Annotated in this window: 30 protein-coding genes and 1 riboswitch; of the genes, 18 read left to right on the plus strand and 12 right to left on the minus strand. The window is 34.2% G+C overall.

The annotated features are described in order from the left end of the window. Positions 1–4: 4 nt before the first annotated feature. A complete protein-coding gene (locus ABE048_RS08650; RefSeq protein ID WP_430310632.1) occupies positions 5–883 on the minus strand; it encodes a LysR family transcriptional regulator in 879 nt (292 codons plus the stop codon). 118 nt (positions 884–1001) lie between these two features. Here ABE048_RS08650 and ABE048_RS08655 point away from each other — a divergent pair, with 118 nt between their 5' ends. The 3 genes from ABE048_RS08655 to ABE048_RS08665 all read left to right on the plus strand — a co-directional run bounded on the left by ABE048_RS08655 (position 1002) and on the right by ABE048_RS08665 (position 3043). Then, positions 1002–1328, plus strand: coding sequence for a GlpM family protein (locus tag ABE048_RS08655; protein WP_430310634.1), 327 nt, complete (start codon positions 1002–1004; stop codon positions 1326–1328). 136 nt (positions 1329–1464) lie between these two features. After that, entirely contained in the window at positions 1465–2037 is a 573-nt protein-coding gene (locus tag ABE048_RS08660) for a manganese efflux pump MntP family protein (protein ID WP_430310636.1), read from the plus strand. A gap of 568 nt (positions 2038–2605) precedes the next feature. Then, positions 2606–3043, plus strand: a complete 438-nt coding sequence (locus ABE048_RS08665) for a Dps family protein (protein WP_430310638.1) — start codon at positions 2606–2608, stop codon at positions 3041–3043. Positions 3044–3151: 108 nt separating this feature from the next. Here ABE048_RS08665 and ABE048_RS08670 read toward each other — a convergent pair whose 3' ends face one another. From ABE048_RS08670 to ABE048_RS08680, 3 genes are all read right to left on the minus strand, one after another. Further along, positions 3152–4126, minus strand: a complete 975-nt coding sequence (locus ABE048_RS08670; protein WP_430310640.1) for a metal ABC transporter solute-binding protein, Zn/Mn family — start codon at positions 4124–4126, stop codon at positions 3152–3154. A 100-nt stretch (positions 4127–4226) separates the two neighbouring features. After that, positions 4227–4460 carry a membrane protein insertion efficiency factor YidD gene (yidD, locus tag ABE048_RS08675; RefSeq protein ID WP_430310642.1) on the minus strand — a complete coding sequence of 78 codons (234 nt, stop codon included), beginning with the start codon at positions 4458–4460 and terminating at the stop codon, positions 4227–4229. Then, positions 4457–4627, minus strand: coding sequence for a hypothetical protein (locus ABE048_RS08680; RefSeq protein WP_430310644.1), 171 nt, complete (start codon positions 4625–4627; stop codon positions 4457–4459). The genes yidD and ABE048_RS08680 overlap by 4 nt, the downstream gene beginning before the upstream one ends. Positions 4628–5130: 503 nt before the next feature. On the opposite strand from ABE048_RS08680, the gene ABE048_RS08685 reads away from it, so the two are divergent. Beyond that, the gene (locus ABE048_RS08685; protein ID WP_430310646.1) at positions 5131–5910 is read left to right on the plus strand and encodes a M15 family metallopeptidase; all 780 of its coding nucleotides are present in this window, start codon (positions 5131–5133) and stop codon (positions 5908–5910) included. Positions 5911–6015: 105 nt separating this feature from the next. Next, positions 6016–6267 carry a GlsB/YeaQ/YmgE family stress response membrane protein gene (locus ABE048_RS08690; RefSeq protein WP_430310648.1) on the plus strand — a complete coding sequence of 84 codons (252 nt, stop codon included), beginning with the start codon at positions 6016–6018 and terminating at the stop codon, positions 6265–6267. A gap of 37 nt (positions 6268–6304) precedes the next feature. On the opposite strand, the gene ABE048_RS08695 is transcribed toward ABE048_RS08690, so the two are convergent. Beyond that, positions 6305–7351 carry a Cj0069 family protein gene (locus ABE048_RS08695; RefSeq protein WP_430310650.1) on the minus strand — a complete coding sequence of 349 codons (1047 nt, stop codon included), beginning with the start codon at positions 7349–7351 and terminating at the stop codon, positions 6305–6307. Between the two features lie 1163 nt (positions 7352–8514). On the opposite strand from ABE048_RS08695, the gene ABE048_RS08700 reads away from it, so the two are divergent. Genes ABE048_RS08700 through ABE048_RS08710 form a run of 3 tightly spaced genes read left to right on the plus strand, consistent with a single transcriptional unit; the run spans position 8515 to position 10266 of the window. Next, a complete protein-coding gene (locus ABE048_RS08700; protein ID WP_430310652.1) occupies positions 8515–9003 on the plus strand; it encodes a sigma-70 family RNA polymerase sigma factor in 489 nt (162 codons plus the stop codon). Then, a complete protein-coding gene (locus ABE048_RS08705) occupies positions 8996–9985 on the plus strand; it encodes an anti sigma factor C-terminal domain-containing protein (RefSeq protein WP_430310654.1) in 990 nt (329 codons plus the stop codon). The genes ABE048_RS08700 and ABE048_RS08705 overlap by 8 nt, the downstream gene beginning before the upstream one ends. Then, positions 9967–10266 (plus strand): hypothetical protein, encoded by a 300-nt coding sequence (locus ABE048_RS08710; protein ID WP_430310656.1) that lies wholly within the window; start codon positions 9967–9969, stop codon positions 10264–10266. Before ABE048_RS08705 ends, ABE048_RS08710 begins: the two co-directional genes overlap by 19 nt. 320 nt (positions 10267–10586) lie before the next feature. On the opposite strand, the gene ABE048_RS08715 is transcribed toward ABE048_RS08710, so the two are convergent. The 6 genes from ABE048_RS08715 to ABE048_RS08740 form a co-directional block, all read right to left on the minus strand. Further along, a complete protein-coding gene (locus ABE048_RS08715) occupies positions 10587–10901 on the minus strand; it encodes a hypothetical protein (RefSeq protein WP_430310658.1) in 315 nt (104 codons plus the stop codon). Positions 10902–11083: 182 nt separating this feature from the next. Further along, complete coding sequence (gene cydC / locus ABE048_RS08720; protein WP_430310686.1) at positions 11084–12820, minus strand: thiol reductant ABC exporter subunit CydC; 1737 nt, start codon at positions 12818–12820, stop codon at positions 11084–11086. Positions 12821–12846: 26 nt separating this feature from the next. After that, complete coding sequence (cydD, locus tag ABE048_RS08725) at positions 12847–14571, minus strand: thiol reductant ABC exporter subunit CydD (RefSeq protein WP_430310688.1); 1725 nt, start codon at positions 14569–14571, stop codon at positions 12847–12849. Positions 14572–14584: 13 nt separating this feature from the next. Then, positions 14585–15586 (minus strand): cytochrome d ubiquinol oxidase subunit II, encoded by a 1002-nt coding sequence (gene cydB, locus ABE048_RS08730; RefSeq protein WP_430310660.1) that lies wholly within the window; start codon positions 15584–15586, stop codon positions 14585–14587. Then, positions 15583–16983 (minus strand): cytochrome ubiquinol oxidase subunit I, encoded by a 1401-nt coding sequence (locus ABE048_RS08735; RefSeq protein WP_430310662.1) that lies wholly within the window; start codon positions 16981–16983, stop codon positions 15583–15585. The genes cydB and ABE048_RS08735 overlap by 4 nt, the downstream gene beginning before the upstream one ends. 395 nt (positions 16984–17378) lie before the next feature. Further along, complete coding sequence (locus tag ABE048_RS08740; RefSeq protein ID WP_430310690.1) at positions 17379–17813, minus strand: Lrp/AsnC family transcriptional regulator; 435 nt, start codon at positions 17811–17813, stop codon at positions 17379–17381. Positions 17814–17920: 107 nt separating this feature from the next. Between ABE048_RS08740 and ABE048_RS08745 the strand changes: the two genes are divergently transcribed. The 9 genes from ABE048_RS08745 (at position 17921) to ABE048_RS08785 (ending at position 22872) form a co-directional block, all read left to right on the plus strand. Beyond that, positions 17921–18346: a carboxymuconolactone decarboxylase family protein gene (locus tag ABE048_RS08745; RefSeq protein ID WP_430310664.1), complete on the plus strand. Its 426-nt coding sequence runs from the start codon at positions 17921–17923 to the stop codon at positions 18344–18346. A 114-nt stretch (positions 18347–18460) separates the two neighbouring features. Then, the gene (locus ABE048_RS08750) at positions 18461–19246 is read left to right on the plus strand and encodes a class I SAM-dependent methyltransferase (protein ID WP_430310666.1); all 786 of its coding nucleotides are present in this window, start codon (positions 18461–18463) and stop codon (positions 19244–19246) included. Between the two features lie 12 nt (positions 19247–19258). Then, positions 19259–19705: an NUDIX hydrolase gene (locus tag ABE048_RS08755; protein ID WP_430310668.1), complete on the plus strand. Its 447-nt coding sequence runs from the start codon at positions 19259–19261 to the stop codon at positions 19703–19705. Positions 19706–19807: 102 nt separating this feature from the next. After that, the gene (locus tag ABE048_RS08760; protein WP_430310670.1) at positions 19808–20275 is read left to right on the plus strand and encodes a GNAT family N-acetyltransferase; all 468 of its coding nucleotides are present in this window, start codon (positions 19808–19810) and stop codon (positions 20273–20275) included. Between the two features lie 202 nt (positions 20276–20477). After that, positions 20478–20660, plus strand: coding sequence for a putative motility protein (locus ABE048_RS08765; RefSeq protein ID WP_430310672.1), 183 nt, complete (start codon positions 20478–20480; stop codon positions 20658–20660). Between the two features lie 144 nt (positions 20661–20804). Next, the gene (locus ABE048_RS08770; RefSeq protein ID WP_430310674.1) at positions 20805–21113 is read left to right on the plus strand and encodes a transposase; all 309 of its coding nucleotides are present in this window, start codon (positions 20805–20807) and stop codon (positions 21111–21113) included. A 51-nt stretch (positions 21114–21164) separates the two neighbouring features. After that, the gene (gene ytkD / locus ABE048_RS08775) at positions 21165–21632 is read left to right on the plus strand and encodes an RNA deprotection pyrophosphohydrolase (RefSeq protein WP_430310676.1); all 468 of its coding nucleotides are present in this window, start codon (positions 21165–21167) and stop codon (positions 21630–21632) included. Further along, positions 21616–22401: an alpha/beta hydrolase family protein gene (locus ABE048_RS08780; protein WP_430310678.1), complete on the plus strand. Its 786-nt coding sequence runs from the start codon at positions 21616–21618 to the stop codon at positions 22399–22401. Before ytkD ends, ABE048_RS08780 begins: the two co-directional genes overlap by 17 nt. A gap of 15 nt (positions 22402–22416) precedes the next feature. Then, a complete protein-coding gene (locus tag ABE048_RS08785; RefSeq protein WP_430310680.1) occupies positions 22417–22872 on the plus strand; it encodes a hypothetical protein in 456 nt (151 codons plus the stop codon). Between the two features lie 367 nt (positions 22873–23239). Here the strand turns inward: ABE048_RS08785 and pckA are convergent, their stop codons facing one another. Further along, positions 23240–24826: a phosphoenolpyruvate carboxykinase (ATP) gene (gene pckA, locus ABE048_RS08790; protein ID WP_430310682.1), complete on the minus strand. Its 1587-nt coding sequence runs from the start codon at positions 24824–24826 to the stop codon at positions 23240–23242. Positions 24827–25027: 201 nt separating this feature from the next. After that, a riboswitch (SAM riboswitch) is annotated at positions 25028–25144 on the plus strand. Positions 25145–25418: 274 nt separating this feature from the next. Between pckA and metK the strand changes: the two genes are divergently transcribed. Continuing rightward, on the plus strand, positions 25419–26612 hold the full coding sequence (gene metK, locus ABE048_RS08795) for a methionine adenosyltransferase (RefSeq protein ID WP_430310684.1): 1194 nt from the start codon (positions 25419–25421) through the stop codon (positions 26610–26612). Positions 26613–26890: the final 278 nt, after the last annotated feature.

The raw sequence follows: 26890 nt of genomic DNA on the forward strand, positions 1-26890 counted from the left end.
TTTTTTATCCATTTTTTTGCAACCATTCCTGTAAAAACGGTATGAATTTTTTACTAGGAGGGGATAGACTTTGCACAGTTGAATTCGTTAGAATACCAATTGTGCGCACATAATTTCCTTCAATTGGTTTTGCACACAGCTCTGGTAAATGATCTTTAATGAGCAATTCAGATAGCAAACTAATACCTAAACCTTTTCTTACCATTGCAATAATTGCCTCATCTCCACGAATTTGATAAGCAATATTGGGCGAGATTTTTTCTTTTTTAAAGATGAATTGCACATCGTGGTGTGAATCCTCATATGGCATGATACATGGTTCAGTAGTAAATGTTTTCAGCTCGACTGAATCATGACTTGCTAATAGATGGTTGCTTGGTAATATGGCTAACATTCGATCTTCTTTCAAAGGTATAAAATTAGGGGGGGGATTGATTTGTGTCGTGCCTATACCAAAATCAATCTTACCATCTACCAGCCATTGCTTTATTTCTTGTGAATTTCCTTCATATAATTGAATTTGAATTTTGGGGTAGCTTTTGTTAAATAGACTTAAAACAGCAGGCATCCAATGAACGCAAACGCTAGTATATGCACCGATTCGTATTCTCCCAATTTCCATTCCATTAATTTCATTTATGGTTTCAGATAATAGTTGATTACGTTTTAATATATCCTGCATAATCTGTAATAAGACAAGCCCATTATCTGTAGGGGCTACTCCAGATTTCCCTCTTATTAATAAAGAAAATCCATATTCATCCTCTAAGCTACTAATCATGTGACTAATACTTGGTTGTGTGTATTCAAGTATTTCCGCAGCCTTTGTCAGACTTCCATATTCGACAGCTGTTATATAAGCCTTTATTTTATTGATTGACATATTATTATCTCCATCTATAAAAGTTTTCTATATTTGATATGCAAAATATTTAATTTACTTATGGATAAAATACCATTACACTGGCAATAATTCAATCTTGTTGTTAGGAGCTAAAGTTATGGGATATGTAATCCAATTTATCATCGGTGGCACAGTCATGATGTTTGCCGCTATGTTGAGCAAGTCGAAGTATTTATTTTTATCGGGGGTCATTACTCTATTGCCTATTTTGACTTTAATGAACTTACATTTGCAAGTTCGTAATATGACAGAAGAAAAATTCCACATTACTCAGCGTAATGGGATAATCGGAGCGATCGGTATGGTCGTTTTAGTAGGAGGAATATATTTTCTTTCCAATTGGTTTAAACCAGGTCAATCTGTACTAATCGCTTTAACTGTATATGTAGTGTTTATGGTTGGATCGAGATTTTTAATTGCATAGGTAATTAAGGAGTTTAGAAAAATTAATTTTCTAAGCTCTTTTATATTTTTTTAGAAACAATAAGTAGTCAAAAGAGCAAAAAAATCCTTCAAGCATATGATGAAAAGAATACCTTGAATAGTACAGGGAGGATTTTATGCATTGGATCACGATTATTCTTATTGGATTCGCTGCGAATTTAGATAATCTAGGTATTGGACTTGCATATGGTGTAAAAAAAACGAAAATCCCATTTACTTCGAATATTACGATTGCGTTTGTATCAATGTTCGTTACGTATTTATCCGTAATGATTGGGAGTGCAATGATTGACTATATCACACCACATAAAGCAAATATTGTTGGGAGCCTTTTGTTATGTGTAATTGGCGTATATACAATTTCATCGAATAAGTTTTCTAATCCAAAATCTGCAAAAAATTTAGAGGAAATTGATAAGGATCGTAATAATATCATCTCTATTAGAGAAGCGACTGTTTTAGGATTAATTTTATCTGTAAACTGCTTAGCTGGTGGCATAGCCATCGGGGCAAATGGTATTTCAGCTATTTGGACAGTGATTTCAATTGGATTCTTCTCCATTTTAACGTTTGCAATCGGAGGTCATTTCGGCCTTCTGCTTTCGAAGACGTTTATTGGAAAATATTCAACAGCAATATCAGGATTGATGCTTATTTTTATTGGGATATTTGAGATGTTTATTAAATAGGGTTTTATTTAAGATATTTGTGATTCGTATCTATTGATCTCCGATATAGGCTGACACTTTCCACGGGTGTGGTTTAAGCCCTTCGCTTTGTTGAGGTTACTAGAAAATTAAAAGTAGCTTGATTTTTATGTTAAAAATCTTGTATAACCATCTTAGTTGAAGTGGAATTAGCGGAGACTCCTGTGGGAAAACGAGCTAGACGAGACCCCGGAGCAAAGCGAGGAGGCTCGTCAGTTCGCCCACGGAAAGCGGAGCTAATTCCACTTCATTCAATATCGGATATATACTATAAATATTTGTGTTACTACACTTTTTTTATGGCTTCTTGCTTCGTGGAGTCTCATGGTTCATGTTTTTTCCGCAGGAGTCACCACCATCCACTGCAATCAACAGGCATCAAAAAATTAGCTCCTATCAAAAGAGAGCGGATTTTTTACTGTTTTAATTCAATATTCTTTCTTGAAATAGATTTATTAGACAGCTTTTTCAAATTTCTTTTTGTTTAACATGCATCGAAATGTGGAATAGTAACTGGGGAGTTTAATAAAAAACAAAGGAGCGTGGGAGTTTGATGTCGAATCTACAGAAAGAATTAAATCAATTAGTGGCTTCATGGTCTGTTTTATATGTGAAGTTACATAATTTTCATTGGTATGTAAAGGGAACTTCATTTTTTACTCTTCATGAAAAATTTGAGGAATTGTACAATGAAGCTGCAGTAAATTTGGACGAAATTGCTGAACGAATTCTAGCATTAGGTGGACAACCTGTTGCAACATTAAAGGAATATCTAGAAATATCAGAGATAAAAGAGGCAGTAGGTAGTGAAACAGCCGAACAAATGGTAAAAACATTGATTCAAGATTTCGAAACGATGATGAAGAATTTAAAAAATGGAATGTCTGAAGCGGCAAATGAGAATGATGATACGACTGAGGATTTACTAAATTCGATTAATCAAAGCTTAGAAAAACATGTGTGGATGCTTAAAGCATTTATTTCATAATGAAACAATAGGTGGCTTAGCATAGAGATTCTTAAACAAAAGTTTATTTTATCTTGTGTCTAATATAAAGCCAAAAGAAAAGCCCTGCAAATTTGCAGGGCATTAAACTTATTTCTCTAATGCTTGCTCAAACGTTTTAATATTTCTATGCATCAAAGTAAAATAATCTTCTTTATTCTTAATGTCATCGTTTGTTAGTACACTTAAGTTATGCAGAGTAAGCGACTTAGCACCGACATCTTGTTCAATTACTTTTGCCAAATTTGAAGATACATTTTGTTCAAATAGAATGTAGTGAATGTGATCTTTTTTCGCTTGATCAACGATTTTTGTTAGTTCTTTTTGAGATGGTTCGTCTTGTGAATTTAAGCCTGAAACAGAAACTTGTTTGAGTCCATATGTTCCAGCTATATATCCAAATGCAGCATGTGAGACGAAGAATGTTTTATTCGGTACTTTGTTAGCCATTGTTTTAAAATCACTGTCTAAGTCTTTTAAATCTTTAACAAGTGATTGATAGTTTTTTTCAAATTCTGCTTTGTTATTTGGTTGAGCTTTTACTAATGCATCTTTTATTGAAAGAGCTAAGTCTTGGCTAATGATAGGAGACATCCAAACATGTGGATCTACATGGTTATTTTCTTTACTATGTTGACCAGCTGTAGCATGAGCGTGGTCCTCATCGTCATCATGTCCTGTGCTGACAGCCAATTTATCTTTCGAGACATTCGCAGCTGCTTCAACAAATTTTACATTTTCATTTTGTAAGGATTTTTTTGCATTTTCAACGAATCCTTCAAGGCCTAATCCGATATAAAAGAAATAATCTGCATCAGCGATATTCATCATATCTCTTTGAGTAGGTTCAAAAGTATGTTCGTTTGATCCAGGAGGATAGATGGAAGATACTTCTACATGATTGCCACCAATTCGTTCTGCAAAATATTCAAGTGGATAAACAGTTGTATAAATTTTAAGTTTGCCATTATTATCTTTGGATGTTCCAGCTTCTTTGTTTGCGCCACAAGCTGTAGTAAAAACAGCTAATAAGGCTACAAGAAAAATGGAAAAGATTTTTTTCATTTTTACACCTCATAAATAGTAATCATTACGATTTGTTTTTCGAACAATAATTACTATACAAGATTTCTATAAAAAAAACAATAGAAAAACCTCCGAAAGGTTATTTCTTTTTCGGAGGAAATTCTTCAGGGACAGGATCATAGCCACCTTCACAAAAAGGTTGGCATCGTAAAATCCGACGTATAGCTAGGTATACACCCTTTATGGCACCATGTTTTTCAATTGCCTCAATACCATAGTTAGAGCATGTTGGGTAAAAGCGACAACTTGGTGGTTTTAAAGGTGATATCACTTTTTGGTAGAAGCGAATGGGTAATATAAATAGTTTTTTCACTTCATCTCTTCTTTCTTCGAATCGTAGTAAAAATTCTCAGTTGGTTTTGGATCGATTGTTTTATGGGAATTTTTTTTATTGTTTTTTGCAATAAAATATATTAAAACACTTGCTAATGCCACTGTTAGAATAACAACAGGCATAATAGCGATCCATGCAATTGACATATTATTCACTCCATTGTTTAATTCATTTCTATTTTATCGAAACTTCATTGATAGATATAGTATAGTGCTTACAAATTGAAAAGACGTGTGAACTTTTCATGAAACCTTCTAAACTTAGACCAGAATTATTTATACTTACTAAATTAAACAACCATTTGACTAGTCTTTGTTTAAGAAAAAATATAGAGATAAATTTCTCTTATTAATAAAAAGAAATAGACAGATAAAGCATATCATCTCAGCATTATTCACCATTTTTTTAGATATCTAAGAGAATCACTAGATTCTTGGGTTGCATAGAATTACTGATAAAAGTAAAATGATTTAAAACAAGGAAAATATAGTATATGATGTTGATGGTAAAAATAAATGCATAGATAATGTAAAATAATTATCCCAAAGTACCAAAACGCTATGCACACAAACCGTCAACTATTAAATTTCTCAGAGCCCAGACTATAAGATACTATTTTGAATAATATATGGAAGGAGTTGCAAGGGGAATGGTTTCATCTACAACATCGGAAGTGGCAACAATTCAAAAAATAGATCAAACGTTAAAAGTAACAGGACAAATGAATGTTCGTAAAGGTGCAGGTGTAAAATACCCGAAAATTGGGCAAATTGATCAAGAAATATTTGTGAAAGCAACGGAATTCTATAAAGGTTGGTACAAAATAAGTCATAATGGCCAAACTGGCTGGGCACCAAGAAAATATTTAGAAAAGGCACCTGAAAATTACAAAGAAGCAGGACTAGTTGAGTTAACGGAAAAAGATGGATTTATCATCGATCTGAGGTATGCAACAAAGAAAAATTTCATGGAGTACCGATTATATCCCAAAAAAGCGAAAGCATTGATGACAAAATCTACAGCAAAAAAATTAAAAAAAGCAAATAAATTAGCGAATAAAAAAGGATACAAAATTAAGATATGGGATGCTTACCGACCAATAAGTGTACAGTGGGCAATATGGTACAAAATACAAAATCATATGTATGTATCTTATCCATTAGAGGATTCTAAACATAGTAAAGGTGTAAGTGTTGATGTAACTCTAGTCGACCACAAAGGGAAGGAACTGAAAATGCCAACTAAGTTCGATTCCTTCTCAGAAAAAGCTGGTCGTAGTTATACAGAGAATTCTAAAAAGGCTCAACAAAATGTGGACTTATTAACGGAGATTATGTTAGAGGCAGGTTTTACATCCATTAGCTCAGAATGGTGGCATTATGATGATCCAAATGTCGATTTTCCTACTCTTGATGTACCCGTAAAATAAAAAATTATACATAACATTATCCTTTCAAAAATAATAAAAAAATCCTAGTTTAAATTTGCAAAGTTAGGGGAATATAAATTGAGCCGAAAGAAAGGAAGATGCTAATTGTTTAGTTTTATTTGGTATTTAATCATCGGAGGTATTTTAGGTTGGTTAGCGGGCCTTATGATAGGTAAAGATATTCCTGGTGGCATTATCGGAAATATTATTGCAGGGATTATAGGTGCCTGGATTGGTGGAATGCTATTCGGTAGTTGGGGACCAAAAATAAGCGATTTCTATATATTACCGGCTCTGATAGGTGCGGTTATTTTAATTGCGATCATAAGTTTTATTTTTAAAGCAATGAATAAATAATCGGGACGCGAATTCCAATTTAGGAATTCGCGTTTTTTTAGACACTTAAAGTGTTGTATTCTTTAATTTTAGCAATAATTTCTTCAGCTACATTATGAGCTAACTCTAATTCGGATGTGAACCCAACACAAGAACAATTCATTTCACCAAGGACATAACGATCATTTCCAAGTTCATCTGTATCTAAGATGAAGTCCGCAGTCCAAATCAGAGGTAAATCATAACCACCTAGACGTTCCATCACTTCTGGCAATTGACTGAGGAAAGTATCAACTAGTTCCTGCCAATCTTCTGGTTTATCGTATCGGTAGTTGGCTCCAGAGAATAATGTAGCACTAAAGGCATCTTCGCTATCAGCTGGTTTTTTGTGTACGACATTGATTGGTTTGTCATGCAACATGAATAAACGAATTTCGCCTTCTTTAATGCGAGGTAGGAATTGCATGTCAACAAGCATTCCATTGTCACCAACAATATATTGCTCACAGAAATCCATGAAAGTAGCTAGCTCGAAATATTCAACATGATTATCTTTTGCCTCTGTGCATTTTATCTTTGCGGTGAGTGGTACTTGTGTTGTATCTGATGCAAGCTCGTCCACTACTTGCACACGCCAAATACCTTCACCTGTTGAACCACGATTTTGTTTTAACACACGTATACCATGAGCTAATGATTTTGGAAAAGTATTTTTGAATTCTTCAATTGTATAGTAAGCATACGTATCGCTAGGTACAAGAGAAGTATTTGCTAATTTTACTAAAGCATCCTTCGCACCATAACCAATCATTGCATCTGGATGGGGCATACCGATTATGCCTTCATCGCAAAGCTGGCGTAACATTGAAAAGTAAGCAGATTCATCTTTTAAATTTCCAGGGTTAATACGAGAAACATAAGCGATTGCATTTTCTTTTACATACTCAAAAATTTCTTGTTTCTTTGCTACTTCAAAGAAAATCACATCTGCATCTTGACCATGTTCTTTTAAAGCATGAACCATTGGCATTGTATCTTTTCTATAGCCATCTGGACCTTTGTCGCTGCCGCCTTGCACTTCAAAAAATATAACTTTCTTTTCCAATAAAAATCCTCCTTTAATACAATTGTAATTCTATCTATAGAATACAATAATAGTAGTTTTTATAAATGAAATAAATGTATATTTTTTATAAAAAAATAATTATTTTGGAACTGAATATGATTGTTAAAAGAAAAATAAACGAAAAATTTGATAACAATAAGATGTTTTTAACATTAAATAGAATATTCATTTGCATGAATAAGAAAGTCGAGGAAGTTAGTAGTAAAAATAAATAAACTTGGTAAACTTTAAGGGGGAAATTAGTAGAAGATGATATACATTTATCATTTCAGGGGACTTCATACCTATTACATGGTGTAATAGGTTAAGAAATATTGATAACCATATTGTATCATTAAATATTCATTTTCGTCTCGAAAAAATAGAGAAAAGAAATTTTTTTCTAGTTTATTTTTTACCCAATCCTATAGTATAAATTAGTTTCAATGGGTCAAGATAAATTTAATACATGTCCTTGAAGTAAGCTCCAAATTCTTAAATCAAATGCCCAACTCACTTGCAATTGTAATTCATATAAATATGTAAACATCTCCTAGCATTAAACGTGGATGCTGGAGATTTCATATAAATCCCCCACAAATGAGAAGATCATTTTGTGGGGTTTTTTATGGAAGTAACAATTATCGAATTATACATAAATTTGTATATTTTTTTATTGTAATTAATATACAATTATTTCTATATTTCAACTTGAATTAATTTTATAATGCAAAATTCATATAAAATATACGAACATTTAATGATATCCAATTTTGTTCTTTGTGGAGTGAGTATAGCAATATTTGTTGATGTGGAATTAGCGGAGAGTCCTCGAAAATGCATTCGAATTTTCTTCGTGTGATGTTAATTCAGTGATGTTCATTCAATGTCCTGTGGGAAAGCGAGCTAGACGAGACCCCGGAGCGCAGCGAGGAGGCTCGTCAGTTCGCCCACGGAAAGCGGAGCTAATTCCACTTCATTCAATAGCTATATATACTATAAATTTTTGTGTTACTACACTTTTTCAGTGCCATCAAAGTATGTAGTGGAACGTCAAAATTTGAATGTGGGAAATTTCATGAAATTTATTCATTTTAAAAAATTAAAAATAATTGCAACTTTTTAATGAAGTTATTCGAGGATGTAATGAAAGGAGGATTTGGATGGATTTGGATGATATTTATAGGCAATATTTACATGATATTTATCGCTATTTATATTCACTTTGTCAAAGTAAGCCTTTAGCTGAGGATTTAATGCAAGATACGTTTTACAAAGCACATTTTGCATTGTTAAATGGAACAATTCAAGATATAAAACCTTGGCTCTTTAAAGTTGCTTATTATACTTATATTGATCATGAGAGAAAAAATAAACGAATTACAATGGAAGAACAAGTAGATATCATCCATTACATAACTCCTGAATCTCAAATTGTTGAAAGCGAATCATTTCAAATTCTTATTCAGTACCTGAACACATTATCGTTTAATGAAAAACATGCCATCATTCTTTGTGACGTAAACGGTTGTTCACATGAGGAAGCAGCAGCAATTTTAAATTTAAAAATAAATACGATTAAAAGTCATTTATTTCGTGGCAGGAGAAAGATGAGAGAACTAATAAAAGAAGGGGTTGTTAATGATGGATGATTATGAAAAATTACTTCAACAATCTAAAAACGATTTATCAAGTGCCTTTGATGGAAAAAAAGCCGATAAAATATTAAAGAAAAGTGTAGAAAAAACGAGATGGACACTTATTTTAGGAAGTATTACAGCTATTCTTTTAATTGTACCTATCATATATTTATTTACATTTTTGTATTATTCTTTTGGTACGCAGACAACGACATTAATGGATGTTGTAAGTGATACTTTATATGTCACTGATCCGAATACAAGTTTAAAAAAAATTGAATTTGATATGAGTATCAAGCCACTTTCAATGCAGCTTCAGTTTGAACAATATAAGAGGATAGGTGAAGAAGATTATAAAGCTGGAACATATAAGATGAATTTTTTACTAAATAATTTGAATTCAAAGTCGTTTGATTCCAACTTAGAAAGAGTAAAACCAAAGTATCCAACTGAAAACAACGTTTGGATTGTACATCCGAAAAATGTTAATGATGTCAATGAAAATCGTGAATGGCAAGTTGTCAATGGATTACCTAAAGAAACCGTTGTTGAAGCATATCTTTCATTTGATAAATTAATGAGTGTTAAGGATGTTCAAAAAAAATTACCAAATGTTGATGTCGTGTGGGCAGCAGTTGATACTGGTGTAGAAGAGAAAAACTTAAGTAAAGATGGAGATGTGGTTTCACCAATAGGTTTTCCGACAATAGAGGACAAAACATATTGGTCCCCTTTTAATAGTGATAAAAGTCATGAGACAGTGTTTAAGGAAATTCTAAATAACCTTCAAAAACATGAAGAAACGGCCGTAGCAGTTTCGAATGCTAAAAACTTAGATTTGGCAGAACGTATTGATTATATTAACAAAAATGGTATTAAAACATATGGCGTTGTTGTGACGGGACCAGCTCAAGAAATTGCAGCGTTAGAAAAGGTAGATTTTATTCGTAAGATAAAAATTGGGGAGGTTAAGTTATGGAATTGGTCGCGTTAAAAAGTTTTGATAAACTGTATAATTTTGCTGGATGGTTTTCCGTATTATGTGGAATTGTTCTATTAGTATTTTTGAATCTTAGTTTTTTAACAGATTTCTACCATAGTTTTGGCCTAGCATATCAACTTTTCATCTTATTCAATCTTGTATCAGGTGGAATCGCCATCCTAAAACGAGGAAGTCGATCATTGGGGATATGGGGGATTGCAATTGGTCTTTTTACTATCTTATTTATAGGAGCAATTTTCACACTAGGATGGATGGTTTATCCTTTCCCATAGATTGTCAAAAAATAAACCTGAGATGCCTTCGCTTGGGGTGTGGTGTCTCAATCTTTACGCTACCTCTACAGTAGTCATAGCCCAAAACGTAGATCTACTTATAATTAAAATTAAAGAAAAATTGCTCTTCTTCATAAAAATGAGGAAGAGCAATTTTTTACTAATTAAACAATTACATCTCTTATATGCCATATCTATTAGAACATTAACTATGAAGCGCCATCTGGAGCGGCATAATGAAATATTAACCGAATTATTGAGTTGTTTATTTAGAAGATATATTCTTATTTTTTAACTAGAAAAGCATTTATGAAATTGATTCAAAGTAAACTAAATAAATATATTACAATAACAAGTACAACAATCACAAAATAAACAAATTTCTTACAAGAAGCCTTAATGCCCAATAAACCTAATAGAAGAGCTGTTGTATATATACCTACACTAAAAAATCCAATAGCGATACCAGTAGAACCACTTACTAAAAGGCTAACGATAAATATGAAGATAGCGATTACAAAGTTAATTGAAATCCTGTTCCCATGGCTTAGTTTTATTGGAAATAAATACGTAATTGCATCAATAACTAGCCCAATCATTAGTCCAGCTAAATACATATAAGTAAACAGATGCACGTACCATCACCACTTTCGGAATTTTCTGAATGTTACTTTTAGTATATGAGGACTTTTTTGACAAGTAATAGTACTATTGCCTATATAATTGTCATATGTGAACGTGATTGTTGAAAATCTTTAAGTTGGTTTTATATGAATAAAGAAGCCCTCGAAATTTACGGAATCGAGGGCTTTGTTTTTTATTTTATCGGATGATCTAAAGCGAACAATCTTTTATAACGGGCACTTTTTGAAAGCAATTCTTTATGCTTGCCTTTCAAGTGAACAGTGCCTTCTTCGATGAAAATCACTTGATCCATTTGATTAACACCTGCAAGATGGTGTGTAATCCAAATGATTGTTTTTCCTTCTAAGGTTCTCAAGATTGTATCAATTAATTGATTTTCAGTGATAGAATCGAGACCAACAGTAGGTTCATCGAGAATAACGATTGGTGTGTCTTGTAGCAAAATTCGTGCTAAGGCAATACGTTGTCGTTCACCACCGGAGAAACGTTCTCCTAGTTCTTGCATTCGAGTGTCATATCCATCAGGAAGAGATTCAATATAATCATGCATTTGGACTTTTTTAGCTACTTCAATGACTTCTTCATCAGTAGCATGTATATTACCTAAACGAATATTATTTAGTACTGTTGAGTCAAATAAATGAGGCTTCTGTTCAAGCACCCCTACAATCGTAGAAATATCATCATGAATTGATGAGGTATCTTGATCGTTCAATTGCACAATACCTTTTGTCGGTTTTATTGCACCTAATAATAAATTTGCTAATGTACTTTTACCTGACCCTGTTTTACCCAAGATAGCGATCTTTTCTCCTTGATGAAACTGTAAATCAAGATGATGCAAAACATGTTGATCTGCACCACTATATTTAAAGGAAACATCATGAAAGGTAATTGTTAAAGGTTGATATTTCATATCCATTACTTCTTCTTTTTTAGATGGCAAGCTTTCTTTGCTAGATGCTTCAATTTCGTCTAATCGTTTTAAAGATGTCTCATAATTAGGTAAGTGATTAACTGCATCAGAAACGGGTGCAAACGCCTCTGCTAATGGAAATACAACTAATACAAAGGCGGCAATCCATATAAGTGCGAATTCCCCAGTATTTGCACTTGTTCCCGCGAAAACAATCATTACTAAAGTCACAATTGCAACAATGGATTGGAACAATAAATTACGTCTACGATTAAATGTATCCAATTCAAATTCTAAGGCATCTTGTTTTTCTTCAATTTCTTCATAAGCAGTTAAAAACTCTTGATGTTTTCCGCTAATTTTCCAATCACTCAACCCCATAAATGCATCAGTGAGAGATGCATATAGTTCGCTTCGAAGTGATTTCATTTGTATCATTCGTTTACGGTTTACTAATAAAGAGACAAGCGGAATAAGTACCACTAGTACAAATAATAATAAGGCAACCAATAATGCAAATGGAATAGAGAAGAACCCTAGAGCAACAACTGAAATGATATATAAAATGAAAGCAAAGACACTAGGGAAAATCGATTTTAAATATAAATTTTGTAAATGTTCAATATCATCAGCTAATACACCAAGTAAATTACCAGTTGAAAAGCTGTTAGAAAGTGTTAATGCTTGGGTTTCTAATTTTTTATATAAACGAACACGCATTTTGGAAAGAATTTTTAATACAAATGAATGGCTCGTTAATTGCTCAACGTAGTTAAATACAGGTCGGAAAATACCAAATGTCCGTACAAGTACAATCGGTACATAGACTAATAAAATATTTTCTGGACGTGTGGCTGATTTTGAAATCAAGTAGCCAGAGGTAAACATTAAAGCACTTGCACAAATAAATGTCATGGTTCCCAATAATAATACAAGCCACAGTAGTTTCTTATTTTGTTGTAAATACGGTTTTACCCACGTATGTTTGAGGATATTTGGTTGTTTTGTCTTCATGGTTTCTATGCCTCCGATCCATACGTTTGTTGATAAACTAAATCATAGTAATAGCCTTGTTTTGCAAGGAGTTCTTCATGAGTGCCTTGTTCAACAATTTCACCATTTTTCATAACAAGGATCATATCCATATCTATCATCCAATGGAGACGATGTGTTGCGAAGAATACTAAGCGATTTTCAAATAACGGAAGCATACGTTGTTTGATTTCCCATTCGGTCTCAATATCTAAATGGGCTGTTGGTTCATCAAAAAGTAAAATCTTACGAGAATCATCTAAGAATGCACGAGCAAGGGCGATACGTTGTTCTTGCCCTCCACTCAGCGCCCGACCTGTTTCACCGATGATTTCATCAAATCCGTTTGGTAATGAGTTAATTACTTCCGTTAATCCAGCTAGATCACATGCCTTCCTAATTTGCTCATCTGTGGCATCCTTTGTATAAAATGCGATATTATTACGAACGGTATCATGAAACAAATAAGGGTGTTGTGGGATATAGTAAATTTGTTTTTGCCAGTTTCTATTTATAAATGAATTGATAGATTCACCATCTAATAGGACTTCTGAAACATTCGATTCTGCAAAGCCACTTAATGCATGGATTAATGTAGATTTGCCAGAACCACTTGCTCCGATAATGCCTACTTTTTGATAACCTTTTAAATCAAAGGATACCTGGTTTAATGAAGGAGTATTTGATCCTTCATGTTGAACCGTCATATTTTTTATCGATATAGTAGATTGGTCATTCCATGTTGAAATGGCTGTAGTATCTTGTTTAAATGATGGCTGTGCCATGATAGACGATATAGCAGTAAATGCATTTTTGCCATCTAATGTTGCATGATAATCTGAACCAAAATCGCGAATCGGTGCGAAATATTCTGGTGCCAAAATTAAAATGATTAACGATGGCAATAACAAAAGTGATCCTTTGATTAATCCTAATCCTAAAAATAAGGCAACAATTGCAATCGAAATGCTTGTGAAGAATTCTAGAGCAAATGTTGATAAGAAAGCCACTGCTAATGTTCCCATTGTAGCTTTGCGATATTGCTCACTGACATTGCGAATATTACGATCGTATTTTTTACTTAATCCTAAAAAGCGTAAAGTTTGTAAACCTCGAAGTGAATCTACAAAGTGATTAGATAACACTTGATAAGATTCATATTGTTTATCTGCCTTTGCTCTTGCTGCAATGCCTAGAAGAATTAGGAAGAAGATTAATATAGGAAGAACGAGCAAGAGAATAAGAGCAGATCTAATATCGATTGTTAAAGAATAAATGAAAATCATGACTGGAATGACAAACATATTCATTATCTTTGGTAGAAATAATTTCAAGTATTGTTCAACATTTGAAATACCTTCTAATGCCATTGTCACCATATTTCCTGTACCTTCTGTTGCAGTTATGTTAGGGCCGAGATTAAATAACTTAGCTGTTAGTTTTTTTCGTATATTAGAGCCTGTTTTCATTGAAAAACATGTCATATATTTTTCTCTAAAGTAGATCACGATATGTTTAGCAACGAAGCAAACAAAGAATAATGACATAGGGAGCAGCTGATCAGCCAGCTGCTCCTTATGGAATAAGTTTGTAATTGTCGTCGCTAAATAAATCGCTTGGAGAATAGTGAAAGTACCTTGAAGTACCGCCATTACCGATAAGAACACAAAAGTTTCTTTTATTCCACTGAGTTTAAATAGCGCTTTGTCAATCATTTATGTTCACCTATTTCTTAGGGCTAATACGTTTACGGAATACGTAGTAACTCCAAATTTGATAGCCTAATACGAATGGAAGTAAAGTACAAGCTACTTTTGTCATGACAGATAATGTGTAATGTCCACTAGCTGCATTTTCGATTGTTAAGTTAAAGGATGGATCAATTGAGCTGATCATCACACGTGGGAACAATCCGATAAACAGCATTGCTACTACAAAAGCTATAGCAAGACCTGAGGCTGTAAAGGCGAAACCTTCACGACCTTTATTAGCAAATAACATACCTAAAACGGTTGCTAAGACTGTTAATCCTAATAATACTGGTGTTGTGACAGGACGTACATCAAATAGATCTGTTTGGAAGTAAGATAATACTGCAAAGAGTACTTCACCAATAAATAATAGGATATACACTTTATTTAACAGAGAGATTGCTCTTTTGTGTACATCACCAGTTGTGCGTAAACCGATAAATGTTAATCCGTGTACGAGTGAAAGTAATACAACTGCAAGGCCACCAACCAATGAGTAAACATTCACGAAATCAGAGAATGAACCAAATAGGTGCATGTCACCATCAATCGGCATACCATGTACAAGACTAGTGAATAGCATACCTAGTAAGAAAGGTGCTACAAGGCTACCGATAAAGGTTAACCAATGGCAGAGGTTTACTCCTTTATCTGTTTTGGCATGATGACTAAATTCAATCCCTACTCCACGGGCAATTAGTACAAGTAAAAGGATAACGAATAATGTGTAATATCCAGAGAACATGGTAGCGTACCAGTTAGGAAATGCTGCAAATAGCGCACCACCTGCTGTAATGAGCCATACCTCGTTAGCGTCCCAGAAAGGTCCAATTGTTCCGAGTAATTGTTCACGTTCATGTTTGTTTCTAGCAAGTAAGCGTGTTGCCATACCAACCCCAAAGTCAAATCCTTCTAGGAAGAAGAATCCGACAAAGAGAACTGCGATTAGTACGAACCATAATGTTTCTAAACTCATTCTTCAAACGCCTCCTTGTCCATCAAATCTACTTTCGTATCTAATTTTTTCTTAAGAATGGCATCTGGGCCTTGTTTTGCTACTCGAGCTACCATCATAATCATAATCACTGCTAGGATGACATAAGCCGAACTAAATGAAATTGTTGAGAATAGGATTTGTCCTTTAGAAACATTTGGTGAAATAGATTGGGCAGTTGTGTAATAACCAAAAACTGTCCAAGGTTGACGGCCAATCTCTGTCATAATCCATCCTGCTGTGTTTCCGATAAAAGGCAATGCAATCGACGCCATCATGACACGTAAAAACCATTTTTTATTTTCTAAAGTCCCACGGTTTGCGAACCATAAACCTAGCAATGAGATCACAATCATCAAGCCACCAAATCCAGCCATCACGCGGAAACTCCAAAATACTGTTTTAACAGGTGGAATATAGTTAATGTCTTCACCATATAATTTTTCGTACTTCGCTTGTAAAGTCTTCATACCTTCTACAGAACCATCGAACTCACTATATGCTAGATAACTTAATAAGTAAGGAATATTAACTTCCCATTTATTTTCTTTATTTTTTGTATCAATATCACCAATTAGTGTCCAAGCTGCTGGATCACCAGAATCATTCCATAATGCTTCTGAAGCAGCCATTTTCATTGGTTGTGATTCCATTAAATGTTGAGCTTGCGTGTGACCAGAAAATGCAATACCAAAACCTGCGATGCATGCTACGGTCATTGCATAATTAAATGACTTTTTGAAAAATTCAGTATTACGCTTTTTCAGTAAGTTATAAGCGCTAATACCACCAACGACAAATCCACCAGTTGCAAGTGCTCCGAATATTGTATGCGGGAATTCAACTAACAATTGCGGATTCGTTAATAACGCCATAAAGTCAGTTAAAACCGCTTTGCCATTTTGAATTTCAAATCCAACTGGTTCTTGCATGAAGGAGTTTGCTGCTAAAATCCAAAGTGCAGACAGCATCGTTCCAAATGCTACGAGCCAAGCTGATAAAGCAATAACCCATTTAGGTAATTTATTTCGACCGAACATCCAAACACCGATAAATGTAGATTCCATAAAGAATGCAAGTAAAGCTTCTACTGCAAGGGGTGCACCAAATACATCACCCATGAAGCGAGAGTATTCAGACCAGTTCATCCCGAATTGGAATTCTTGTAATATACCAGTTACAACGCCAATTGCAAAAGATAGTAAGAAAATTTTGCCCCAATATAAAGACATATCTAGGTAAATCTTTTTCTTCTTCCATATATACATGGTTTCAAAGATTGCCACTAAGAATATCATGCTAATTGAAAATGGAACGAAGAAGAAGTGGAAAATAGTAGTAATCGCATATTGAATGCGTGCTAAATCTAAAACTTCCATATGAACTTCCTCCTAAGGGAAAACGAATGTTATTTAAACTTCCCTTTCAGTATACGACCTGTTTCTTATTTTGGAAGTATAAAATGAGTACAAAGTGTCACGATATTGTGGTCATATTGTGGCGATTTTTATATAACCATAGTTAACACTATTTGAATAGTGTTTATTGCTGATATATCAATGGATATATATAATATACTATCCTATTTCTGTTAATTATTATCTTGTTTATCGCCAAGGTTTATTGTCTATTTGTATTGAATTACTAATGATTAAACTTGGTGTCACAAAATATTCAAAAGTGAAATTAATACAGTTGTGAAGGAAGTGTGAAGTTTGTTGAGGTGTTGAAAAATGGAAGAGCATACTCTAGTTAAAATCAATTAATTAAATTGTTACAAGTTCAGATAGTTTTTAGCTGTCTCAACTTCTGAAAATATAAAATGCGTTTTTGTATGAGCATATAATTGTAGATCGTCAATTATAGCTTCAGCACTTTGGAATGAAGAAAAATTCATCTTCAACATAAAACAAGCATCCCCTGCAATACGATAACAGAAATCTACATTCGAATAGGATTGGATGAGTAGTTTAAAATCGTTATAACGATTATTTTTAATTGTCGCTTCAATGATGCACTGAATGGTATAGCCAAGATCTCTGTCATTAATAAGAGTTGTATATTGCAAAATAACCCCTTGTTCTTCTAGCTGCTTGACTCTTTCTTTTACAGCTGGAGCTGATAAATGGACGCGACGCCCTAATTCACTCATTGATAGACGACTATCTTTGGATAGCTCTTGTAATATGGATTTGTCTATTAAATCAATCATGTCTATTTTCCTTTCTAATTTAAAGTATTTTAGTAAATTACTTTAAATGCTAAATGTGAATTTTATATCTTTCATTTTACAATAAATGAAAGGAGTGATGCAAAATGGCATTCATAGCTTATTCAAGTAATGGCTCTACGCCCTTTCAAAAGCTTTTGGGGCATAACGAAAAAGTAATGGATAGTTGGAATAATCTTGGAGGAGAATTAGAAAAGGATGGTTTTTTATCTGCTGAGTTAAAAGAACAAGTTAGAAGAACACTGGCTCAAGGAAATGGTTGTGTTTATTGTAAAGCAAAGGGGAAACCAGATGAAAAACAATATGACGAAAAGATAGCCGTCAGTGTTGGTTTTGCACAAGCCTTTCTTACTTCAAAGGGGCAAACATCTCCAACCGTAGTAAATGTATTAAAAGAATATTTTTCTGATGAAGAAATAAGTGAGCTTATTGCATTTATTTGTTTTACAACGGCTTCACAATATTTTGGAGCATTAATGCAGTTAGAGGAAGTTAAAGGAAGTTATAGATAGAACAAGCTAAATAGAATAAGTAATTCTTATTGCAAATCATTGTATATATAATATTTACTTATAATCCTTATATTGTAAAATGGATATATCACTTATTTTGCAAGGAGGTATAGCATGGCGATCGATTTTCACAGTAAAGATAATCGTTCTTCCTATTCTTCAAGAGACGCAGATAGCAGTTGGATTCAAAAGATAAATGAAATTTGTGATGTGAATGGGAAATCCGTTTTAGATATTGGGTGTGGTGGAGGAATTTATACGAAGGCCCTAGCTGATATGGGGGCATTGACAGTAACTGCTCTTGATTTTTCTGAGCAAATGCTTTCTACCGCAAAGGGAAATTGCAAAGGATATCCTAACATTCGATATCAACTAGGTAACGCTTTAGATACAAAACTGGAAGATAATCAGTTCGATATGATTCTTGAACGTGCTGTTATACACCATATTTCAGATTTAGATACATGTTTTAGGGAAGCTTATCGAATTTTAAAACCAGGTGGAATCTATCTTATTCAAGATCGAACACCAGAAGATTGTTTGCTTAAGGGTGATTTAGAAAATATTAGAGGTTATTTCTTTGAAAAATACCCTAGTTTAATCGAAAAAGAAGTATCTAGAAGACATTCTGAAGAAAAGGTATTACAATCTCTTCAAAAAATAGGATTTCAAGATACTAACCAATATCAATTATGGGAAACAAGAAAAATTTATAATACACAAGAAGAATTATCAGCAGACATCTTAAGGAGAACTGGGCGTTCTATTCTCCACGAATTAAATGATACACAAATACAAGATCTTGTTAACTATATAAATAGTCAATTGATAATAAAAAATAATGAACCAATTGTTGAAAAAGATAAATGGACTATTTGGAAAGCTGCGAAACCCCTTTGAGGAGAAAATAAAATGAGTTATATTATGAATTTACGGAAAAAAGTGGGGACTGATCCTCTAATAATGGTTGGAGCTTGTGTATTAATTTTCAATAATGAGAATCAACTTTTAATGCAATTAAGAAAAGATAATAAATGTTGGGGGCTTGCCGGTGGTTCTATGGAATTAGGGGAAAGTCTTGAAGATGTTGCAAATAGAGAGATGCTTGAAGAAACAGGTCTAAAAGCGAATAAATTAGAATTACTAAGCACTTTTTCAGGCAAGGATTTTTATTACCAATATCCCCATGGAGATGAAGTATATAATGTTGTAACAGCTTTTATCTGTAGAGATTATTTTGGTTCATTGAAATTTGACGAATCCGAATCTACAGATATTCAATTTTTTGATTTAACAAAACTCCCTAATAATATAAGTCCTCCAGATAAACTAGTTATTGAACGGTATATAAAATTGTAAATTAAGACGCTAATGTTTTAAATGAAGGTTTACGAATACTTGGTGTAGAAGCGCCAATGAAATGTAATAACTCAAAAAATCGTATGATATGAGGTGATTGCAATGGTATTAAGATCTTATTTAAAATCGGATTTTCAAAAATTACAACGCTATAAATTATATGAAGAACAGAAACTTTTAACGAAAATGCCACTAGAAAGCTTAGAAATATGCAATAATGATTTTTCACGTCATCCAGTAGTTTTAGAAAAGGATGGGGAGATTGTGACCTTTTTCGTTTTACATGAGAAAGATGGTGTTGCACCGTATAGTACAGCAGAGGATGCAATATTGTTGCGTTCGTTTTCTACGAACATGATGCATCAAGGTAAAGGCTATGCTAAAAAAGCACTACAATCCTTGCCTACCTATTTAAATGAACACTTTCCACATATTACTACGATTTTTTTAACTGTTTATCCATTTAATGATCGAGCAAGAAAATTATATGAAAAAATTGGGTTTGTTGATACAGGAGCCCGTGAAGAGGGGAAAATAGGAGAGTTACAAGTGATGAAATGGGTATTCTAAGTAAAAAAGAGGATGATGAGAGGATATTAGAAAGGAAAGTAATTGTGACAGAGCTGTTTTGCGCTGAGCTACACTTGCCAGACTTTCGAGAGTTCACAGAAGTAAACTTGATAGCCGTTTCTATCCATTAAAAGAGTCTTTTTAAAAATAATTAATATCTCTCATATTTATCCGATACTATTGCTGTAAAGGAGTGAGTAGAATGGATTTGAATTCTATAATGTCAATGCAGCTTTCTGATCTTCAACAGACTGTTCAAATGAGCGTTTTACAAAATGCTATGAACATGCAAACTGTTGGTGTTATTCAGTTATTAGATCAAATGCCTGAACAACCTCAAGCTACACATCCGTTTAAAGGAACCATAATTGACGCACAAGTTTAATCGAGATGAATCCACAATCTATCGATTAATATGACATGACTTTACAACTCCAATGAAATCAGATTGTTCATCCGAACAATCTGATTTTTTTTGTATAAATTTCCCCTGAAAAACTAAACTAATAAATAAAAAAGGAGAATGTTTATGCCAAATGTTGATGTATATGTTTCAGTAATGCACAAATATTATAATTTTTCGCCGCATCACTCTCCATGGGAATTCCACATAAAAGTAGATCCGTCTATGTTAGAAGTATTTGATCATCTGTTTGGGCAACTGAAGAGTTGGGATAATGATAGTATTTGGAGAGCTCAAATTCCAGCAGTACCATATCATTTTGATCAGCAAAATGATGAAGTAGATAAGCGTTTAATGAAGTTATATGCACTTATTCATGAGTATGGAGATAAAGAGACAAAAAAATTCATCGAACAAATGCCTTACTACAGTTGATAGAACGTGATACCTTCGTTACACTAAATACAATAAGGAGTGAGCGAAGGTATGTTTACATATACAGATTTGAATGGTAATGGTTGTGAATTATCTTTTAAAAAAAATGCATTTCAAATTAACCCCAAGCATGTGCTTGTTTTGGCGAAGTATGAAGGGGAATGGTTACTTACAGAGCATCCTGAACGTGGATTTGAATTCCCTGGCGGCAAAGTAGAAGAGGGAGAAACATTAGAAGAAGCTGCAGTAAGAGAAGTATTTGAAGAAACGGGTGCGAGAATTACCGATGTTGAGTGGCTTGCAACATATATGGTACAAGAAAGAATTCCTTTTACGAAAGCGGTTTTTACTGCCTCTGTTCAAAAAATCGTTAATAATCATCTGAACATGGAGACAAACGGAGCTGTACTAATGAACGAAGAAGAGTTATTGGAAAACCAACAATTAAGTTTTTATATGAAAGATTTAGGTATGAAGAAGATTTTAGAGAAGGTGAGTGAACGTGAAGATAAATGGTGAAATTGAAAATGTAAGAGATTACCCATCACCTAATCCGAAAGTTAGGTTAACGGAAATCACTTATTGGTCAGAAGGGCTTCGTGTAAAAGGATTGCTAGCTACACCAATTACTGAAGCAAAGTATGACGGAATCCTTTATTTGCGTGGTGGTATGCAAGGAGTTGGAATGGTAAGACCTGCTCGTATTACACAGCTAGCTTCACATGGATTTATCGTCTTTGCGCCATATTATAGAGGAACACGTGGTGGTGAAGGACGTGACGAATTTGGTGGTCAAGATCGTTTTGATGCAGTAAATGCGGTAGATGTGTTAAAACATTTTTGTAATCTTGAACGAATTCATATTTTTGCATTTTCAAGAGGAGGTATGATGGCGCTATGGACGGGAATATTGCGCGATGATATAACTTCCATTGTCACTTGGGGTGGCGTTTCAAATACGAAATTCACATATGAAGAACGAGTAGATATGCGAAGAATGATGAAACGTGTATTAGGAGGTTCTCCTCAAACAAATCCTTTCGCTTATGAAGAACGGACACCCATTTCTCGAATATCTGAAATTGATACACCAGTATTAATCATCCATGGCATGCTAGATAAAAATGTAGGATTTAAACATGCGCAGCTTTTGGAAAACGGCTTGAAGTCTTTAAACAAGCATGTAGAAACTTGGTATTATCCAGAATACACACATTTTTTCCCGAGTGAAGTTAATCGAAAAGTTGTAGACGGTGCTTGCCAGTGGATGAAGTTGCAGCAATCGTAATGATGGGGTGATGATTTGGGCTATATTAAAGCAAGAGTTGATCCAGAAAAGCTGAAAAATAAAAAGTTGGATTTTAACGAGAAATATCCCTATTGGCAAGAATTATGGACAAATTACACGAAACCCTATTCAGAAGTTCAAATTCAAAATTGGAAGGAAGAAACTCAAGCAATTGAAGAATTAGAACAAATCAGCTTTGTATCACGAAATGAAGGGCTTGTTAAAATCCAACGTATCATGTTAGAAGATGATACTCGAGATTACTTAAAAAACAAGTCACATATAGATGGAGAACTCAAATGGTTTTCTATCCTCTTTCATGATGATGAAATGAGAGAGGGAATTGAAGTCCGCAATCACGGAGAAGAAGTTTTCTTTAACCGAATAACGAAGGATGAAGCGGAGCCAATTGTCGAGATGTTTGAAAAACTTCAATTGATAGTAGAATATGTACCAGATGATTCAGATTAAACTAACACTACAACTATTGTTGTGGTGTTTTTGTTTATGAGCAAATTTAAAAATTAAATTGGGTTTTGATTATTTTAGGATGTAACCATGAGCTTTATCTGAGGAAAAAAGATTAACTAACAATTATAGTCAACCTAAGACTTTAAATGCTAAGAGAGCGAATACAATTTGGAAAGGAGCGAATAAAGTAACAAAAGGAGCGAATAAAAGGTGTTTAGGAGCGAATAAAGTAACCAAAAGAGCAAATAAAAGGCGTTTACGAGCGAATAAGATCAGCGGTCGCGCTCTTTATCCCAAACAAAAAAACGAGCAGAGGTTCAGCTGCTCGTTTTTATACGATATGGATTACTTATAGGTTTTTTTAAAATTAAGCGATTGGTGCACCTTTTTTAGCGATTTCTTCAGCGACTGCACCGAATTTCTTGAAATTTTCACGGAACATACCAGCTAATTCAGTTGCTTTTTTGTCATAAGCTTCTTTCTCAGCCCAAACGTTGCGTGGATTTAAAAGTTCTGTTGGAACGCCTTCAATTGAAGTTGGCATTGCAAGACCAAAGATTGGATCTTTATCAGTAAATACATCATTTAGTTTACCATCAATTGCAGCGCGAACCATTGTACGAGTGTAAGAAAGTTTCATACGACTACCTTCACCGTAACTACCACCAGTCCATCCAGTGTTTACTAAGAAAACATTTACTTGATGTTCGTCAATTTTCTTACCTAACATTTCGGCATAAACTGTCGCATGTAATGGGAAGAATGGAGCACCGAAACAAGTAGAAAATACTGGTTCTGGTTCTACAACACCACGTTCTGTACCAGGAGTTTTTGAAGTAAAGCCTGATAAGAAGTGATACATCGCTTGTTCTTTAGTTAATTTACTGATTGGAGGTAAAACACCAAAAGCATCAGCTGTTAAGAAAATAACTGTTTTTGGGTGACCTGCAACAGATGGATCAACGATATTTTCGATATTTTGGATTGGATACGCAACGCGAGTGTTTTGTGTTAAAGTTACATCATCGTAATCAGGAATACGAGTTTCAGGATCTACAACTACGTTTTCTAAAACTGTACCGAAGTTAATTGCGTTATAAATTTCTGGTTCTTTTTCGGCAGTAAGGTTAATCGTTTTAGCGTAGCAACCACCTTCAATATTGAATACACCGTTATCTGACCAACCGTGTTCATCATCACCGATTAGTTTACGGTTACCATCAGCAGATAATGTTGTTTTACCAGTACCTGATAAACCGAAGAATAGTGCAACGTCACCTTTTTCGCCAACATTTGCTGAACAGTGCATTGAAAGAATATCTTGTTTTGGTAATAGGTAGTTCATGATACCGAAGATTGATTTTTTCATTTCGCCAGCGTATTCAGTACCGCCGATTAAAATAATGCGTTTTTCTAGAGATACGATGATGAATGTTTCTGAAGATGTACCGTCAACTTCAGGATCTGCCTTAAATGTTGGAGCAGATACGATTGTGAAATCAGCTTCATGAGTTTTTAGTTCTTCATCAGTAGGACGGATGAATAGTTGGTGAGCAAATAGGTTATGCCAAGCGTATTCATTAACAACTCGAATTGCTAAGCGAGAATCCGTATCGGCACCTGCAAAGCCTTTAAATACAAAAACTTCATCTTTTTGTTTTAAATAGTTAACAACTTTGTTGTATAATGAGTCAAAGACTTCTGCAGAAATTGGTTGGTTAACTTTACCCCAATCAATATCATCTTTAGAAGATTCTTCAACTACCATATATTTATCTTTAGGTGAACGTCCTGTATATTTGCCTGTTACTGCACGAACAGCACCATCAACTGTTAAGATTGCTTCACCGCGTGAAGTTGCTTTTTCCACTAATTGTGGGACTGAAAGTTGCTCCAAAATATTTTGACCTTGTAATAAATCCTTCAGCTCATTCGCAATTTCTACTGAATTCATCTTAGTTCGTACCATCCTTTTTATATTATTCCCCTGTGAAAAGGGTTTCTGTAAATCGTTTCGAGAATTAGTATAACACATTCAGATTAATAGTCTATACTAATAGCTAATTATTTTTGTAAATTTGTTTTTTAAAAATGAAAATAAAATTAAGTTTGACTTTCAAATCAATATCACTTACTATATGCAATAGAACGGATACTCTTATCCCGAGCTGGTGGAGGGTCAGGCCCTATGAAACCCGGCAACCTGCATTATCTTTCATGTAATGCGTTGGTGCTAATCTGATGCAAGGATACATTCCTTGAACGATAAGAGTGAAAGGTGCTTACGAAACATATCCTTTCCTCATTGAACTTCGATGAGCGAAAGGTTTTTTTTTTCAAAAAATAGAGGCAAATCTGATTTGTTTCATTATTATATGTGATTTGTAGGATTCTATTTATATTTTGTACTGGCACTTTCTATATCCTCGTGTTAAAAAGCAGCTAATAGCTGGCTTGTCGTTTAGCGTAATTACTTAAACGGACATGGGTAATGAGTACCGTATCTTTTTTTCGAGAGGATCTCGTTGATAATAGGAGGAAACCAAATGACAAACAGAAGATTATTTACTTCAGAAAGCGTAACAGAAGGACACCCGGATAAAATTTGTGACCAAATTTCAGATGCAATTTTAGATGCCATTATTGCAAAAGATCCGAATGCACGTGTAGCGTGTGAAACAACAGTTACTACTGGTTTAGTACTTGTAGCAGGTGAAGTAACAACATCTACATATGTAGATATTAAAGGAATTGTACGTGATACAGTTGCAGAAATTGGCTATACTCGTGGTAAATACGGTTTTGATGCTGAAAACTTAGCAGTGCTTGTTGCAATTGGTGAACAATCACCTGATATTGCACAAGGTGTTGACAAAGCATTAGAAGCTCGTGAAGGTTCTATGACGGATGCAGACATTGAAGCAATTGGTGCTGGGGACCAAGGTTTAATGTTCGGCTATGCTTGTAACGAAACACCTGAATTAATGCCACTTCCAATTAGCTTAGCACATAAATTAGCACGTCGCTTAACCGAAGTTCGTAAATCAGGTCAATTAGATTACTTACGTCCAGATGGTAAAACACAAGTTACAATTGAGTATGATGAAAATAACCATCCAGTACGTGTAGATACAATCGTTATTTCAACTCAACATGATGAAGAAGTAACATTAGAGCAAATTAAAAAAGATATAAAAGCAAAAGTAATCACTGAAGTAGTTCCAGCTGAATTACTTGATGAAAACACGAAATACTTCATTAATCCAACAGGACGTTTCGTAATTGGTGGACCTAAAGGTGATGCAGGTCTTACTGGCCGTAAAATTATTGTTGATACTTATGGCGGTTACGCTCGTCATGGTGGTGGTGCTTTCTCTGGTAAAGATGCTACAAAAGTTGACCGTTCTGGTGCATATGCAGCTCGTTATGTTGCGAAAAATATCGTAGCAGCAGGTCTTGCAGAACGCGCAGAAGTTCAACTTGCATATGCAATCGGTGTAGCGCAACCAGTATCCATCTCAGTTGACACATTCGGCACTGGAAAAGTAAAAGAAAGCGACTTAGTAGAAGCAATTCGTGAATTCTTCGATTTACGTCCGGCAGGTATTATTAAAATGCTTGATCTTCGTCGTCCGATTTACAAACAAACTGCTGCCTACGGACATTTTGGCCGTACTGATTTAAATGTTCCTTGGGAAAATACCGATAAAGCAGAAGCACTGAAAGCTAAATTTCAGTAGAAGCTTAGTCGGCTAATCACACAGTTCAATAAATCTAAAAAGGTCGTTCACTTTTATAGTGAACGACCTTTTTAGTGTGTTCTAATTTCTAATAAAAAAACTGCTTTTTAAAAATAATTGAAGGGAGGTTTTTTTAGGTTATTTTTTTAGACTCTCTAACGAGTCAATTTCATAAATACTTGAATATTTTCTAAATAAACAATCATATTTAACTTCCAGTATTTACTTAGGATGCCGCTCCAGATGGCGCTTTCCGCGGGCGAGCGTTGAGCCTCCTC

This window comes from Rummeliibacillus pycnus (assembly GCF_050459865.1).
GTDB classification, from domain to species: domain Bacteria; phylum Bacillota; class Bacilli; order Bacillales_A; family Planococcaceae; genus Rummeliibacillus; species Rummeliibacillus pycnus_B.

Excerpts from the sequence above, each read along its gene's own strand:
- ABE048_RS08650 (WP_430310632.1), bottom strand. The coding sequence starts at position 883 with ATGTCAATCAATAAAATAAAGGCTTATATAACAGCTGTCGAATATGGA.
- ABE048_RS08655 (WP_430310634.1), top strand. The coding sequence starts at position 1,002 with ATGGGATATGTAATCCAATTTATCATCGGTGGCACAGTCATGATGTTT.
- ABE048_RS08660 (WP_430310636.1), top strand. The coding sequence starts at position 1,465 with ATGCATTGGATCACGATTATTCTTATTGGATTCGCTGCGAATTTAGAT.
- ABE048_RS08670 (WP_430310640.1), bottom strand. The coding sequence starts at position 4,126 with ATGAAAAAAATCTTTTCCATTTTTCTTGTAGCCTTATTAGCTGTTTTT.
- ABE048_RS08680 (WP_430310644.1), bottom strand. The coding sequence starts at position 4,627 with ATGTCAATTGCATGGATCGCTATTATGCCTGTTGTTATTCTAACAGTG.
- ABE048_RS08685 (WP_430310646.1), top strand. The coding sequence starts at position 5,131 with ATGGTTTCATCTACAACATCGGAAGTGGCAACAATTCAAAAAATAGAT.
- ABE048_RS08700 (WP_430310652.1), top strand. The coding sequence starts at position 8,515 with ATGGATTTGGATGATATTTATAGGCAATATTTACATGATATTTATCGC.
- ABE048_RS08705 (WP_430310654.1), top strand. The coding sequence starts at position 8,996 with ATGGATGATTATGAAAAATTACTTCAACAATCTAAAAACGATTTATCA.
- ABE048_RS08710 (WP_430310656.1), top strand. The coding sequence starts at position 9,967 with ATGGAATTGGTCGCGTTAAAAAGTTTTGATAAACTGTATAATTTTGCT.
- cydB (WP_430310660.1), bottom strand. The coding sequence starts at position 15,586 with ATGAGTTTAGAAACATTATGGTTCGTACTAATCGCAGTTCTCTTTGTC.
- ABE048_RS08735 (WP_430310662.1), bottom strand. The coding sequence starts at position 16,983 with ATGGAAGTTTTAGATTTAGCACGCATTCAATATGCGATTACTACTATT.
- ABE048_RS08745 (WP_430310664.1), top strand. The coding sequence starts at position 17,921 with ATGGCATTCATAGCTTATTCAAGTAATGGCTCTACGCCCTTTCAAAAG.
- ABE048_RS08750 (WP_430310666.1), top strand. The coding sequence starts at position 18,461 with ATGGCGATCGATTTTCACAGTAAAGATAATCGTTCTTCCTATTCTTCA.
- ABE048_RS08755 (WP_430310668.1), top strand. The coding sequence starts at position 19,259 with ATGAGTTATATTATGAATTTACGGAAAAAAGTGGGGACTGATCCTCTA.
- ABE048_RS08760 (WP_430310670.1), top strand. The coding sequence starts at position 19,808 with ATGGTATTAAGATCTTATTTAAAATCGGATTTTCAAAAATTACAACGC.
- ABE048_RS08765 (WP_430310672.1), top strand. The coding sequence starts at position 20,478 with ATGGATTTGAATTCTATAATGTCAATGCAGCTTTCTGATCTTCAACAG.
- ABE048_RS08770 (WP_430310674.1), top strand. The coding sequence starts at position 20,805 with ATGCCAAATGTTGATGTATATGTTTCAGTAATGCACAAATATTATAAT.
- ytkD (WP_430310676.1), top strand. The coding sequence starts at position 21,165 with ATGTTTACATATACAGATTTGAATGGTAATGGTTGTGAATTATCTTTT.
- pckA (WP_430310682.1), bottom strand. The coding sequence starts at position 24,826 with ATGAATTCAGTAGAAATTGCGAATGAGCTGAAGGATTTATTACAAGGT.
- metK (WP_430310684.1), top strand. The coding sequence starts at position 25,419 with ATGACAAACAGAAGATTATTTACTTCAGAAAGCGTAACAGAAGGACAC.